At 50.5% G+C, this 14720-nt stretch carries 14 protein-coding genes and 3 pseudogenes; 4 read left to right on the top strand and 13 right to left on the bottom strand.

The features are described from left to right. Positions 1–11: 11 nt before the first annotated feature. The 7 genes and pseudogenes from fabD to TW89_RS01920 form a co-directional block, all read right to left on the bottom strand. Positions 12–938, bottom strand: coding sequence for an ACP S-malonyltransferase (fabD, locus tag TW89_RS01950; protein WP_128580378.1), 927 nt, complete (start codon positions 936–938; stop codon positions 12–14). A gap of 9 nt (positions 939–947) precedes the next feature. Beyond that, complete coding sequence (locus tag TW89_RS01945; protein WP_283114258.1) at positions 948–1232, bottom strand: DUF1294 domain-containing protein; 285 nt, start codon at positions 1230–1232, stop codon at positions 948–950. Between the two features lie 114 nt (positions 1233–1346). Next, positions 1347–2309, bottom strand: coding sequence for a beta-ketoacyl-ACP synthase III (locus TW89_RS01940; protein WP_128580376.1), 963 nt, complete (start codon positions 2307–2309; stop codon positions 1347–1349). A gap of 152 nt (positions 2310–2461) precedes the next feature. Then, positions 2462–3531 (bottom strand): annotated as a pseudogene (gene plsX / locus TW89_RS01935) (phosphate acyltransferase PlsX). Positions 3532–3653: 122 nt separating this feature from the next. Further along, positions 3654–4178 carry a phosphoribosyltransferase gene (locus TW89_RS01930; protein WP_049332638.1) on the bottom strand — a complete coding sequence of 175 codons (525 nt, stop codon included), beginning with the start codon at positions 4176–4178 and terminating at the stop codon, positions 3654–3656. A 92-nt stretch (positions 4179–4270) separates the two neighbouring features. After that, entirely contained in the window at positions 4271–4450 is a 180-nt protein-coding gene (gene rpmF, locus TW89_RS01925) for a 50S ribosomal protein L32 (RefSeq protein ID WP_002240035.1), read from the bottom strand. A 33-nt stretch (positions 4451–4483) separates the two neighbouring features. Continuing rightward, positions 4484–4987, bottom strand: a complete 504-nt coding sequence (locus TW89_RS01920) for a YceD family protein (protein WP_128580375.1) — start codon at positions 4985–4987, stop codon at positions 4484–4486. A gap of 55 nt (positions 4988–5042) precedes the next feature. On the opposite strand from TW89_RS01920, the gene TW89_RS01915 reads away from it, so the two are divergent. After that, entirely contained in the window at positions 5043–5633 is a 591-nt protein-coding gene (locus tag TW89_RS01915; RefSeq protein WP_164836682.1) for a Maf family protein, read from the top strand. 54 nt (positions 5634–5687) lie between these two features. Beyond that, a pseudogene (locus TW89_RS01910) lies at positions 5688–6397 on the top strand (SAM-dependent methyltransferase). Between the two features lie 94 nt (positions 6398–6491). On the opposite strand, the gene yidC reads toward TW89_RS01910, so the two are convergent. From yidC to rpmH, 4 genes are all read right to left on the bottom strand, one after another. Next, entirely contained in the window at positions 6492–8138 is a 1647-nt protein-coding gene (gene yidC, locus TW89_RS01905; protein WP_128580373.1) for a membrane protein insertase YidC, read from the bottom strand. 118 nt (positions 8139–8256) lie between these two features. Further along, a complete protein-coding gene (yidD, locus tag TW89_RS01900; protein WP_003682178.1) occupies positions 8257–8478 on the bottom strand; it encodes a membrane protein insertion efficiency factor YidD in 222 nt (73 codons plus the stop codon). After that, positions 8475–8816: a ribonuclease P protein component gene (rnpA, locus tag TW89_RS01895; protein ID WP_003748912.1), complete on the bottom strand. Its 342-nt coding sequence runs from the start codon at positions 8814–8816 to the stop codon at positions 8475–8477. Before rnpA ends, yidD begins: the two co-directional genes overlap by 4 nt. A gap of 2 nt (positions 8817–8818) precedes the next feature. Continuing rightward, entirely contained in the window at positions 8819–8953 is a 135-nt protein-coding gene (rpmH, locus tag TW89_RS01890; RefSeq protein WP_002214728.1) for a 50S ribosomal protein L34, read from the bottom strand. Between the two features lie 319 nt (positions 8954–9272). Between rpmH and dnaA the strand changes: the two are divergent. Next, positions 9273–10840: pseudogene (dnaA, locus tag TW89_RS01885) on the top strand (chromosomal replication initiator protein DnaA). A gap of 106 nt (positions 10841–10946) precedes the next feature. After that, complete coding sequence (gene dnaN / locus TW89_RS01880; RefSeq protein ID WP_004520410.1) at positions 10947–12050, top strand: DNA polymerase III subunit beta; 1104 nt, start codon at positions 10947–10949, stop codon at positions 12048–12050. 140 nt (positions 12051–12190) lie between these two features. On the opposite strand, the gene TW89_RS01875 is transcribed toward dnaN, so the two are convergent. Next, positions 12191–12553 carry a DUF7606 domain-containing protein gene (locus tag TW89_RS01875; protein ID WP_004520408.1) on the bottom strand — a complete coding sequence of 121 codons (363 nt, stop codon included), beginning with the start codon at positions 12551–12553 and terminating at the stop codon, positions 12191–12193. 297 nt (positions 12554–12850) lie between these two features. Further along, positions 12851–14437 (bottom strand): L-lactate permease, encoded by a 1587-nt coding sequence (locus TW89_RS01870; RefSeq protein ID WP_128580372.1) that lies wholly within the window; start codon positions 14435–14437, stop codon positions 12851–12853. Between the last annotated feature and the right edge of the window lie 283 nt (positions 14438–14720).

Genomic DNA, 14720 nt, shown 5'->3' with positions numbered 1-14720 from the left:
CCGAAAACGTTTTAGTGGGCTTCGATAAATGCAGCCACTTGGTCGGCATTAGTCAATGCGCTGCACGCGGCTTCTTTGTTGATGCGTTTGGCGAGGCCTGCGAGGACTTTGCCAGGGCCGCATTCGGCGGATTCGGTAATGCCTTCGGAAACAAGCGCGTTGACGGTTTCTGTCCAGCGCACCGGGCTGTACAGTTGGCGTACCAAGGCATCTTTGATTTTGTCGGCATCATCGTAAGAGGCAACATCGGCGTTATGGATGACACGGATTTGCGGTTGTTTGATGGTGATGTCTTTCAGTGCTTCGGCAAGTTTTTCCGCTGCAGGCTGCATGAGGCTGCAATGTGAGGGTACGGAAACAGGCAGCGGCAGGGCGCGTTTGGCTCCGGCTTCTTTGGCGGCGGCCATGGCGCGTTCGACTGCGGCAGTGTTGCCGGCAATCACGACTTGGCCTGGGGAGTTGAAGTTGACGGCTTCAACGACTTCGCCTTGTGCAGCTTCGGCACAAATGGCTTTCACTTGTTCGTCTTCCAAACCTAAAATAGCGGCCATTGCGCCTACGCCTTGCGGTACGGCAGATTGCATAAGTTCGGCGCGCAGACGAACCAGTTTGACCGCATCTGCGAAATCCAATGCGCCGGCAGCGACGAGGGCGGTGTATTCGCCGAGGCTGTGGCCTGCAACGACGGAAGGGATTTTACCTCCGGCTTCCAAGTAGGCGCGATAGGTGGCAATGCCGGCAGCCAGCATGATGGGCTGGGTGTTGACGGTTTGTCCGATTAATTCGGCATCTTCGCCGTTAATCATTGCCCACAGGTCTTGACCCAATACGGCGGAAGCTTCGTCAAATGTGGCTTTAACGATGGCTTGCTCGGCAAAGCCGTTCATCATGCCTAGGCTTTGTGAGCCTTGTCCGGGGAAGAAGAATGCGAAAGACATGGTAATTCCTTATTGGTTTGAATGTTTGAGGGTGTCTGCCAGCAGAAGGAGGGTGGCGACAGTATTGGTTGCGGCGGTCAGTCGGAAGGTGCGGACAAAACTGAGTTTGCTGGTTTTGTGCCTGAATGCGAGGCTGCCGCAATAACCGCCCGGCCAGCCGCCAAGCAGATTGAGCAGGTGCAATTTTGCTTCGGGTATGCGTCCGCCGTGATTGCGTGCGCGCTGTTTGTCTCGGTAGTAAAGCAGGAAAACGTATGCACTCAGTGTGAGATAGGCGATTGCCAGTTTGGGCAATATTACAGCCGTTATGCTTAAAAACAGGCTGCTGATGCAAAGTGCAAACGTTAGGGATTTCATAGGTTTTAGCAGAATAGGCCGTCTGAAAGAGATGTTCAGACGGCCCAACCGTTAGTATTTTACTAAGACCGCACCCCAGGCAAAACCGCCGCCGATGCCTTCGAGCAAGAGATTTTGTCCGCGTTTGATTTGGCCGTTTTTAATACCGACATCCAGTGCCAGTGGAATGGAGGCTGCGGAAGTGTTGCCGTGGTCTTGTACGGTTAAGATCACTTTATCCATGCTCAGGCCCAAGTGTTTGGTGGTAGAGTCGATAATGCGCTTATTGGCCTGGTGCGGCACAAGCCAATCGATTTGATCGGTGGTGTAACCGGCTTCTTCGATAACGTCATCGGCGATTTTGGACAGCATTTTGACGGCAAACTTGAATACGCCGGGGCCGTCCATGCTGATGTAGGGCGAACCGCAAATCTGGCCGTTGGCGATTTGTCCGGGGACGTTCAAAAGGTTGAGGTAGTTGCCGTCGGCTTTGAGTTTGCCGTGGATGATGCCCGGTTCGTCAGATGCGCTTAAGATAATCGCGCCCGCACCGTCACCAAAGAGGACGCAGGTGGTGCGGTCGTTCCAATCGACGATGCGGCTGAAGGTTTCCGCGCCGATAACCAAAGCGTTTTTTGCCATGCCGCTTTTGATGTAGGCATTGGCAGTGGTCAGGGCATACATAAAACCGGCGCACACGGCTTGTACGTCGAAGGCAGGGCAGCCGTTGGCAATGCCTAATTTTTGCTGCACGATGGTCGCAGTGGAAGGGAACTGCATATCGGGAGTGGCTGTAGCAACGATAATCAGGTCGATATCGTCAGCCTGCAAATTGGCATCTGCCAAGGCGCGGCGCGCTGACTCGGCGGCCAAATCGCTGGTTTTTTCGCTGTCGTCTGCAATATGGCGAAATTTGATACCTGTACGCGTGGTAATCCACTCGTCGGAAGTGTCCACTTTTTTTGCAAGGTCGTCATTGCTGACGCGGTTGGCAGGAAGGTAGCTGCCTGTACCGGAAATTTTGGCATATTGCATGAGAACGGCCTTTTTAGAGAGTTAATTCAGATAGTCGGGTATTGTAAGCGAAAATGGGGAAATTCCCAATATTAAGAATGAAGTCGGTGATTAAAGATAAAAACAGGCCGTCTGAACATTTTGAAGTTTCAGACGGCCTGTGTATATCAGCCTTAAGCTTCCGTTGTTAGAGCAGCGGTTTCTTCCAGTTCGGCTGCTGCTTTGACGGCTTCCAAAGCGGCCAACTGGGTGGCTACGCCTTGTTCGATTTGAGCGAGGCCGGCAGATTTGGCTTCGTGGTAGGCTTCTTCTAAAGCATAACGGAAGCCGACTTCGTCGGTTCCGCCATGGCTCTTAATCACGATGCCGCGTAGGCCAAGAAGGATGGCGCCGTTAAATTTGCGCGGATCGAGTTTGCCTTTCAAGCCTTTGAGCGCGGGCAGGGCGGCAATGGCGGCAAGTTTGTTGAACAGGGTGCTTTGGAATTCACGGCGGATGGCGCCGCTCATGAATTTAACCGCGCCTTCGATGGTTTTGAGCATAACGTTGCCGACGAACCCGTCTGCGACAACGACATCGGCTTCGCCATACAAAACGCTGTTGCTTTCGATATTGCCGATGAAGTTGAGTTTGCTGCTGCTCAACAGTTTGAAGGTTTGTTTGACGGCATCCGTGCCTTTGATGTCTTCTGTACCGACGTTCAAAAGAGCGACGCGCGGGCTGCCTTTTTCAGGGTGCAGCGCGTGTACCAGCTCGCTGCCGATGATGGCAAATTGAACCAGTTGTTCGGGCGTACAGTCGACGTTAGCTCCCAAATCCAAAGCCAGAGTAACGTGTTCGCTGTCGGAAGGCAGGAATTTGGCGATGGCAGGGCGCTCAATGCCGGGAATGGTTTTGAGGACGAATCGGGCGGTCGCCATCAGTGCACCGGTATTGCCTGCCGATACGGCGGCTTGCGCGTTGCCTTCTTTAACTTGGTTGATGGCGATGCGCATGGATGATTCTTTTTATTTTTCAGCGCAGATTGTGGCGCTTCATCCATTTCGACGACTTGCGCTGCATGGTAGACGGTAATGCGGTCCATAGGCGCGCCTGCCGAGCTTAATGCTTGGCGGACTGCTGCTTCATCGCCAACCATAATCAGATGTACGTCGGATTGCTGTTTCAGGAAATCCACTGTACCGGGGACGGTAATCGCAAGGCCTGCATCTCCGCCCATGGCATCTACGGCCAGTGTAATCATGTTGTTCTCCGGTTTGTGTGTTTCAGACGGCCTCAGACAATCGGACAAGCACACTCATCTGATTTTCAGGAGAATGAATTGAAAATCAGATGAAAAGGCTTGTTGCGACGGTCGTGCCAGATTTATTGGTTTTGCGCAGCCAATTTGTTGTGTTCGTCGATGTCCAGCGCGTCCCAAGGATAGTTGATCCACCAGTCTTCCACGGTAATGCCGCTGAAATAAGGGATGCCTTCGGGAATCTTGCCGACTTTGGCTTTGATTTTTTCATGCAATACTGCCACGCCGATGGTGCCGAAATCTTCTTTCAACAATTCGTTCAGGCAGAACTCCATGGTAACGCGGCTGTCGTCCACTTCGTCAACAACCAGTACGTTTTTGCCTTTCAGTACATCGGGAACGGGATCGAGCCATTGGACTTTTTTCACTTCCTCGGTCACTTGACCTTCGTGATCGTTGTCGTAGTAGGCTGTGGTAACGGCGTAAATCGGGATTTCCAAGAAGCAGCGCAACATGCGGGCAGGGATAAAACCGCCGCCGCCAATGGCAATCATGGCATCGTATTTGGTGCCGGAGTTTTGGATTTTTTCCGCCAATCCTTTGATTACGCGGTGGATGTCGTCGTAGGTGTACCAGATTTTACGTTTCATGGTGTGCTTCCGAAGAGGAAAATACAGGGTGCAATGCAAAAAAGCCAGTCATTGCATGGCAATATTCTGGCTTTTTCAGTCAGACGAACGGATTATTCGCCTTTAGCTTTTACCACTTTACGGCCACGGTACATACCGTTTGGAGAAATGTGGTGTGGACGATGTACTTCGCCGGTTGCGCTGTCAACAGACAGAGAAGGCGCAGTCAGAGCGTCGTGTGAACGGTGCATACCGCGTTTAGAAGGGGATTTTTTGTTTTGTTGAACGGCCATTTCAAGCTCCTAGATAAATAAACTGTGTCCTAATTAACTGCTTTTCAAACCTGCTAAAACAGCGAAGGGGTTTGGTTTGTCCCGATTGACTTCGTCCAGTGTTCCATTGTTGCCGCAGTCTTCGTGTCGAGGGGAGAAAGGGAGCGACATCAGGATTTGGTCTTCAACCAGAGTCCGCACGTCAAGCTCTTTTTCGAGCAGCATGCCTTCCAATTCTTCATCGGCAAGCATGGCTTCGTCCAAACTCTCTTCATCGGCAAACAGGACGATACGGCTGGTTTCATCGAGCAGAAACGGCATGGGCGTAATGCAACGCTGGCAAATCAGGGGCATGTCGGCTTTGACGTTTAAATCGAGAAACAGACGTTGCAGCCGGTCGCAACCGCCTTGCAGCGTAAACGACACGCGTGTCTGTTTGTCGGCCGGATAATCGTGCGAACTGACTCGTTCATCCAATTCTTCGAGCAGGAAGCTGCCTTGCAGATTCTGCCCTTCGGCGGCGAAAACTTCTGGGTCAATCAAATTAGGGTATGACATAAACGGAGTATGATATAATTTCGGCAGTCTAACGTCAATGTTTTTAAGTAAAAATATGGAAGTAAAACTGCCTTTGGTTTTAGGGTCGAGTTCGGTTTTCCGCTGCGGACAGCTTCGCCGTTTGGGTATCGATTTTCAGACGGCATCGCCTGATTTTGACGAAACGCCTATTGCGGGCGAGCATGCGGGCGAGACGGCGCTGCGTTTGGCTGAAGGCAAAGCCCGTTCATTGGTGGCAACTTTCCCTGCCGCGCTGATTATCGGCGCAGACCAAGTCGCATGGTGCGAAGGACGGCAGTTGGGCAAGCCGATGAACGTCGCAAATGCACAACAGATGCTGGCGGACTTAAGCGGAAAACGGATTAAATTTTACAGCGCAATCGTGCTTTTGAATACTGCTACGGGCAAGGTTCAGCATCATGTCGATCATACGGTGGTTGCCATGCGACAGTTGACGCAGGCGCAAATCAGCCGATATTTGGAACGAGAGCCGGATGCGGTTTATTGTGCCGGTGCGGCGAAGAGCGAGGGTTTGGGCGCTGCTTTGTTGGAGCGGATTGAAAGTACGGACCCGAATGCTTTGATCGGCCTTCCGATTTTCCGTCTGATTGATTTTTTGAAAAACGAAGGTGTGGAAGTTTTATAGTTTGAGGCCGTCTGAATGTGTTCAGACGGCCTGAGATTTTTTGGAGTTGTAAGAATGAAACCGATTTTGTATTTGATTCCTACCCCTTTGGGTGCGCCTGATACGCCATGCCTGTTGCCGCATGAGCAACAGGCGATTGTCGGGCTGACGGATTTTGTCGTGGAAGCGGAAAAAACAGCGCGCGCGCATTTGAAACATTTGGGCGTGACTACGCCTATCCGCGAGCTGAATCTGCAAACGCTGAATGAACACACGGATTTGAAGACTTTGCCGGAATTGCTGAAGCCTTTGCAAGAAGGGCGCAGCATGGGTATTGTCAGTGAAGCGGGTTGCCCGGCTGTGGCCGATCCGGGCGCGAATTTGGTGGCATTGGTGCATAAACACGGTTTTGAAGTACGGCCTTTGGTCGGTCCGTCCAGCTTGTTGCTGGCGCTGATGGCTTCTGGTGCGAATGGGCAGAACTTTGCGTTTAAGGGTTATCTGCCGTCTGAAAAAAATGAGCGCATTCAGAGTTTGAAGGCTTTGGAGCAACGTTCACGCCAGCAAAATGAAACGCAGCTGTTTATCGAAACGCCGTATCGCAACGATGCGTTGTTGGCTGATGCGGTGGAAAACCTGCATCCTGAAACGCGCTTGTGCGTGGCTACGGACTTGACCTTGCCGACACAGGAAATCATCAGCCAGACGATTGCGCAGTGGCGAAAAAGAAAGAAATGCCGAACTTGAAAAAACGCCCGACGATTTTTGTGTTGCATGCCGTTTAGAACTGGATTGGGTTCAATCTCAAACTGTATTTGTTTGAGGAAATAAAAAAGGCCGTCTGAACAACAGACGGCCTTTGTGTTGCCTAAACCTTCATCAAGAAACGACTTCGCCTTGGGTGCGTTGTTTTTCGATGCTGCGGTTGATGTGCCATTGTTGGGCGATGGTCAAGAGGTTGTTGACTACCCAGTACAGAACCAAGCCGGCAGGGAAGAAGAAGAACATGATGGAGAAAACCAAAGGCATGATTTTCATCATTTTCGCCTGCATAGGGTCGGTTGACGGCGGATTCAGATAAGTTTGTGCAAACATGGTTGCCGCCATAATAAAAGGCAGGATGTAGAAAGGATCCGGACGGCTCAAGTCGGTAATCCAACCCAACCAAGGCGCTTGGCGCAATTCTACGGAGGCGAACAATGCCCAGTACAGACCGATGAAGACGGGGATTTGCAACAGCATAGGCAGACAGCCGCCCAGCGGGTTGATTTTCTCGTCTTTGTAAAGCTGCATCATGGCTTGTTGTTGCGCCATGCGGTCATCGCCGTATTTCTCTTTGATGGCTTGCAATTTAGGTGCGGCGGCACGCATTTTTGCCATAGAGCGGTAAGAGGCGTTGGTCAATGGATACAGTACGGCTTTGACGATGATGGTCAAAACGATGATTGCCCAGCCCCAGTTGCCGATGATGTTGTGCAGTTGGTTCAAGAGCCAGAAGAGCGGGGAGGCGAACCAGTGTACTTTGCCGTAGTCTTTGGCCAGTTGCAGTTTGTCGGCGATATTGGCGATAACGGAAGTGGTTTGCGGACCGGCATACAGGTTGATGGCGGTTTCGGCTTTCGCGCCGGCTTGGATGGCGGCTAAAGGCACGCTGACGCTTGCGCTGTACAGGTTGTCGTTGCGACGTTTGATGTCGATACGGCAGTCGCCTGCGGCGCAAACGCTTTGGCCGTCTTTAGGCTGTAAAATCCAAGTGGACATGAAATGGTGTTCAATCATGCCGAGCCAGCCGGTCGGCGTTTTGCGGATGTATTCGGCTTCGGATTTGCCGGATTTGGCATCGTCGTCCAAATCAGAGAAGCTGACTTTTTGGAAGCCGCCTTCAGGGGTGTAAACCATCGGGCCGACGTAAGAACGGGTGAAGTAGCCTTGGCCTTCAGGTTCGCTGTGGTCGCGGACGATGCGGTAGTCTGCGCTCAGGTTGACGGGTTGGCCTTTGCTGTTGGTAATGTCGAAACGGACGTTAACCAAGTAGCTGCCTTTGGTGAAAGTATAAACTTTGTCGATTTTCAGGCCGTTGGTTTCAGGTGCGCTCAGGCGGACTTCAACTTTGTCGCCTTCCAAACTGTATTGTTTTTGCGGAGCGGTAAAGCTGATGCCTTTCAGAACGTTGTTGCCTTGTGCGTCCAAAAGCTCGGATTGGGCAACGTAGGTGTATTCTTTGCCGTCGTTAAACAGGACGAAAGGTTTGTGTTCGTCACCGGTTGCTTTGTATTGCAAGAGGGTCAGCTGGCGCAGGTCGCCGCTTTTCTCATCGATGACGGCTTTAACCGTGTCTGTGGTAACGGTAATAGGGGAGGCCGGGGCAAGCGCGGCTTCGGCAGCGGCTTTTGCCGGAGTGGCGGCAGTTTGCTGTTGCGCAGCTTGTTGTGCCGGATTAGGTTTGGGGCTGGGGAAAAAATGTTCCCAGCCGGCAAAGATTGCCACTGAAATGGCAAAAAACGCCATTAGTCTTTTAAAATCCATAAGAGATTCCTGGAATTGACGGATAGGTAATCGAGATGAAAACTGCTTCAGACGGCATTATATAGAAACCGACGGGAAATTAAAGGAAATCGTGTTCTTTAAATGGTTGACAGCAGCATTATGGAACAGGGTCATGTCCGTGTCCGCCGAAAGGATGGCATCGTGCGATGCGTTTGATGGCCAGCCATCCGCCTTTGAATGCGCCGTATTTTTTGACGGCTTCGACTGCGTATTGTGAACAGGTCGGGGTATAGCGGCAGCGCGGCGGAATGAGGGGGCTGATGCAGTATTGGTAAAAGCGGATGAGTGCAAGGAGGAGCTTGGAAAGCAGGGTGTTCATCGGCGTTTTTTCATCAGCTGGGCAAGTTGGTTTCGGGCTTCCGGGGCAGTTTCCCGATTAAACGCCTGACGCACGCGCACAACAAAATCATGCGGCGGCAGCTGGTGTTGATTCAGCCTGAACCAGTCGCGGATGACGCGCTTCATATAATTGCGGTCATGGGCGCGTTTGGCGGTCTTTTTGCTGACGACCAAACCAAGGCGCGGATGGCCGAGCGCGTTGTCTGCGGACTGGGAGACTTGCAGCAAATCGCGGCTGCGTCGGTTTTTCAACGCAAAAACGGATGAAAAATCATCCGTTTTTAATAAGCGATACTGCTTCGAGAAGCCGTAATTCAAAATTATACAGCCAGGCGTTTGCGGCCTTTGGCGCGACGAGCAGCCAATACTGCGCGACCACCGCGGGTTTTGGAGCGAACCAAGAAGCCGTGGGTGCGTTTGCGTTTGGTAACGGAAGGTTGATAAGTGCGTTTCATGATGTTTCCTAAAAATTGGTAGATAATTAAACCGTGAATTACACTCTAATTTGCCGCTTTTGTCAATCAATATAAAAACTTTTCGTCGGCCTAAGTGTGACAACGGGTTTTATGCATTGATAGAATTTGTGGATAAAATTTTGCGGCGGTTGTGGATAAAAAAGAGCGGAATGGGTATAATCGCCCAACCTTGCTTTTCTCTGTACGCAAGGCCGTCTGAAAGCAGCGGGAGTATCGTAAAAATTTGATTTTTATCGGATTGCCTGTCTGCTCTGCCTTCTTGTATTTCCCAAATCTTCCATTTTCCGAGCTTAATCTCATGACGTTAGCTGAATTTTGGCCGCTGTGCCTTTGCTGCCTTCACGAAATGTTGCCTGCCGGGCAGTTTGCGCAATGGATTGCGCCTTTAACCGTGGGCGAAGAAAACGGCGTATGGGTGGTGTATGGTAAAAACCAATTTGCCTGCAATATGCTCAAAAGCCAGTTTGCCGCCAAAATTGACGCCGTGCGTGCCGAATTGGTGCCTCAGCAGGCTGCGTTTGCGTTTAAGCCGGGCGTAGGTACGCATTATGAAATGGCGGCTCAGGCTGTTGTGCCGGTGCAAGTGCAAGAAGTCATTGAAGTTGAAGAATTTGTAGAGCCTGTCCAAATACCTTTGCAAACTGCTGCTGCAATGGAAGAAGATAGGCCGTCTGAAACGGTTTCCAAGCCTGCAGCTGCCATGACGGCTGCCGAGATTTTGGCGCAACGCATGAAAAACCTGCCACATGAGCCTCAAGTGCAAACTGCCGCTCCGGCTGAGTCTAAAGCAGTTGCCAAAGCTAAAGCCGACGCGCAACACGATGCGGAAGAAGCGCGCTACGAACAGACCAATCTGTCGCGCGACTATACATTTGAAACCTTGGTGGAAGGTAAGGGCAACCGCCTTGCTGCCGCAGCCGCCCAGGCTATTGCTGAAAATCCGGGGCAGGGCTACAACCCGTTTTTCTTATACGGCAGTACCGGTTTGGGTAAAACCCACTTGGTGCAGGCCATCGGCAACGAATTGCTGAAAAACCGTCCTGATGCCAAAGTGCGCTATATGCATTCGGACGACTATATCCGCAGCTTTATGAAGGCTGTGCGCAACAACACTTATGACGTGTTCAAGCAACAATACAAGCAATATGACCTGCTGATTATCGACGATATTCAGTTCATCAAAGGCAAAGACCGTACGATGGAAGAGTTCTTCTACCTGTACAATCATTTCCACAACGAGAAAAACAACTGATCCTGACGTGCGACGTATTGCCTGCCAAAATCGAGGGTATGGACGACCGTCTCAAGTCCCGTTTTTCATGGGGTTTGACTTTGGAACTCGAACCGCCCGAATTGGAAATGCGCGTGGCGATTTTGCAGAAAAAGGCAGAAGCAGCCGGTATCAGTATCGAAGACGAAGCCGCTCTGTTTATCGCCAATCTGATCCGCTCCAATGTGCGTGAGCTGGAAGGCGCGTTCAACCGTGTCAGCGCCAGCAGCCGTTTTATGAACCGTCCTGTCATCGACATGGATTTGGCGCGTACGGCTTTGCAGGATATTATTGCCGAGAAACACAAAGTCATTACCGCCGACATCATCATCGATGCGACAGCCAAATACTACCGTATTAAAATCAGCGATATATTGGGCAAAAAACGCACGCGCAATATTGCCCGTCCGCGCCAAGTTGCCATGAGTCTGACCAAAGAGCTGACCACGCTCAGCCTGCCTTCTATCGGCGATGCCTTTGGCGGCCGCGACCACACGACTGTTATGCACGGTGTCAAAGCGGTGGCGAAACTACGTGAAGAAGATCCCGAATTGGCGCAAGACTACGAAAAACTGCTGATTTTGATTCAGAACTGACCCAATGCAATATTCAGACGGCCTGATGTCAATATGAGGCCGTCTGAATACAAAAAATATTTTAAAATACCCAAATCAACCGATTTCAAATTCAAAGGAATGGAACATGCTGATTTTACAAGCCGATCGCGACAGTCTGCTTAAGCCGTTGCAAGCCGTTACCGGTATTGTCGAACGTCGCCATACTCTGCCGATTTTGTCCAATGTGTTGCTGGAAAGCAAAGACGGACAAACCAAACTTTTGGCAACCGACTTGGAAATCCAAATCAATACCGCCGGCCCTGAAAGTCAGGCAGGCGATTTCCGTATTACGACCAACGCTAAAAAATTCCAAGACATTTTGCGCGCCCTGCCTGACAGTGCGCTGGTGTCACTGGATTGGGCGGACAACCGTTTGACTCTGCGCGCGGGCAAATCTCGTTTTGCCCTGCAAACCCTGCCTGCTGAAGACTTTCCGTTGATGAACGTCGGTAGCGATGTGAGCGCGACTTTCTCGCTGACTCAAGAAACCTTCAAAACCATGCTTTCGCAAGTGCAATACAGCATGGCGGTTCAAGATATCCGCTATTACCTCAACGGCTTACTGATGCAGGTTGAAGGTAATCAACTGCGCCTTGTTGCAACCGACGGCCACCGCCTTGCTTATGCGGCCAGTCAAATTGAAGCAGAACTGCCGAAAACGGAAGTAATCCTGCCGCGCAAAACGGTATTGGAACTCTTTAAGCTGTTGAACAATCCGTCCGAGTCCATTACCGTTGAGCTTTTGGATAATCAAGTACGCTTCCAATGTAATGGTACGACCATTGTCAGCAAAGTCATTGACGGAAAATTCCCTGACTTTAACCGCGTGATTCCTTTGGATAACGACAAGATTTTCCTCGTATCCCGTACCCAGCTTTTGGGTGCGCTCGAGCGTGCCGCCATTCTTGCCAATGAAAAATTCCGCGGCGCGCGACTGTTCCTGCAGCCTGGTTTGCTGAGTGTCGTATGTAGCAACAATGAACAGGAAGAGGCGCGCGAAGAGCTGGAAATCGCTTACCAAGGCGGAGAACTCGAAGTCGGTTTCAATATCGGCTACCTGATGGATGTGTTGCGTAATATCCACTCCGACGATATGCAGCTTGCTTTCGGCGATGCCAACCGTTCAACGCTGTTTACCGTGCCGAACAATCCGAATTTCAAATACATCGTAATGCCGATGCGTATTTAATTGGTGTGTGAACAAACAAAAAGAGCGTGTACGGTACACGCTCTTTTTTATAGGCTCGAATCAAAAGGCCGTCTGAAAATTGTTTTTCAGACGGCCTTTTGATTAAACCGGGATGATTCGGTTAAATAGGAAAACTGGGATTAACGTGGACGTGGTTCGCAGTTTTTCACCAGGAATGAGCCGTTAGGGGCGTTCACGCCAACCACTTCAGAAGTAGTATGGGTGTTTTTGTCGATGAAGCCGGCAGACATTACATAGCCTTTACGGTTGGTGAAAGTAGTGCCAGTGCTGTCAGAACGTTTTTTGTCGACAACCAAAGAGGCTTTTTTGCCACCGGCGTTTACGTCAGCAGTAACTGCACGGCCGCTGCGGTCAAAGCCGTACATCACGTTCAGTGATTTGCCACCGTCACAACGGTAAGAAACGAAGCCGGCAGGTGCAGCGGCAGCAGAGAAGGAAACAGTAGCCAATGCGGCTGCAGTGATAACAGAAAGTAATTTCATGATCTAAGCTCCATATGAGGGTTGTGTGTTATCTTGCAAAGTGAGAAAGGGTTTCCGTTTGCAGATGAGGCGTATTTTAGGCGTTTTGTCGGTAGTGGCAATTAGGTAAATTGCAAAACAGTGTTTACTTATGATTACCCGATTGTTTATTAATAGAAAGTTGTTTGTAATTTGGTGTTGCAAAGTGGTTATGTGGGTTGTTGCGGAATATATACATTAATGATTCTTTAAGAAATATAGCGAAAGAATACAAAAAAGGCCGTCTGAATGTTCAGACGGCCTTTGATATGAAGCGGTTTACAAGAAGAAAATTGCAGCCACAGTCACGGCGATGATGCCGTAGATGGTCATCGGGATGACGGTTTTCTTAATAATCGCACCTTCGGCGTTGTTCACGTTCAACACGCTGCACACGGCGATGATATTGTTGATGCAGACCATGTTGCCCATTGCGCCGCCGACAGATTGCAGGGCGAGGATGAGGGTAACGGACAGGCCGGTATCAAGCGCGATTTGTTGTTGAATCGGACCAAAGGTCAGGTTGGATACAGTGTTGGAACCGGAGAAGAATGCACCAATTGCACCCAAATATGGGGAGAAGTACACCCAATGTTCGCCGGCCATATTGGCAAATTCTTTACCGATGATTTTCACCATGGAGTCATCGCCGCCAACCATCATCAGTTGAACCATAATCAACGCACCCATCAGGGCAAGCAAAGGTTTTTTGGTTTGGTTGAAGGTTGCAGCGTAGAAAGACCACGCATCTTTGAATTTGGTTTTGTACAGCAGGATGCAAATCCAAACGGTGAAGACAAACGGAATCCAAGCCGGAACGTAGAGGGTTTGGTAGGAAGCGTTTACGCCTTGACCGAAGATGTTGCCGAAGGTGATGGTCAGGGAGTCGCTGACGGTGATTTTGGACAAATCAAACGGCAGTTGGAAGCTGAACCATTCTTCTTTGCTGGTCAGCAGACCTTTGATGCCCAACTGTTTGATACGGGTGACCACCAGCATGCCGATCAGCATACCCAAAGGGGCCAGTGCTTTGGCAACTTGGGCGAAAGGTACTTTTTCTGCATTCGGGTCTTTGGCGTAATCTTTGCTCAAGCCCCAGCCGCGGTTTGCTGCGAATACGGACACCATCAGGCCGATTGCGCCGGCAACCAGAGATGGGAATTCTTCATTGACCATCGCCAATGCAACATAAGGAAGGGTACAGGAGAATACGGCGATACCGATGAAGCCCAAGTTTTTGCGGATTTCAGCCCAAGGTACGATGAAGCTCAAGCCGATAACAGGGATTACGAAACCAGCAAAGAAGTGCATTACGCCGGTTTGCATACCGATTTCCATAATGCTCTTTTGATCCAAGCCCAAAGGCGCAAAGCCGAACCAAGTCGGAGTACCTACTGCACCGAAGGATACGGGTACGGAGTTCATCACCAAAGCGAAGATGGCTACTTTTAACGGGTTGAAGCCCAAGCTCATCAGGATTGGCGCGGCAATGGCGGCAGGTGTACCGAAACCGGATGCGCCTTCAATCATAAAGGCGAAAGACCAGCCGATGATCATCAACTGGGCAATCGGATTCGGGCTGATGGTGGCCAGCCATTTGCGGATGACGTCGATACAGCCGGTGGTTTCCATCATGCGGTTAAACATAATGGCACCGAAAATCACGGTAATCGGGGTCAGGGTAGAGACAAGGCCTGATGCTGCCGTTGCGTTGAGCAACATGGCGTTGTCGCCGAAATAAAACAGTTTGATGACGTAAATCAGCGCGGCGGTAATCGGCAGCGCAATGTAAGACGGCATACTGTTTTTCTTAACCATCAGCCAAATCAGCAGGATGATGGGGAAAATGCTGAGAAAGAGAGCCATAGGAATATCCTCGGGGCAACGAGCACCATAACCGTCAATCAATGGCGGTTTGATGCGATGTGTTGAGTAATAGATGTTTTTCGAATAAGGATTGCTATCTTTTTAGATGCAACCAGTTATCAGGTAAATTGGTTTTACCAATTTATGAAAACTGTTGCACACTTTACGTAATCTTATGTAATCGGTCAAGAGGTTTGTAACAAAAAAGGCCGTCTGAAATTGGGTTTTCAGACGGCCTGAGAGCATTGCCAGTAGTGCATTTGGTCGAATATCGAATGGTATT

The sequence above is a fragment of the Neisseria flavescens genome (genome assembly GCF_001618065.1).
Taxonomy (GTDB): Bacteria; Pseudomonadota; Gammaproteobacteria; order Burkholderiales; family Neisseriaceae; genus Neisseria; species Neisseria flavescens_A.
The sequence above is the reverse complement of the archived record's forward strand: the minus strand, read 5'-3'. Positions and strand labels throughout refer to the sequence as shown.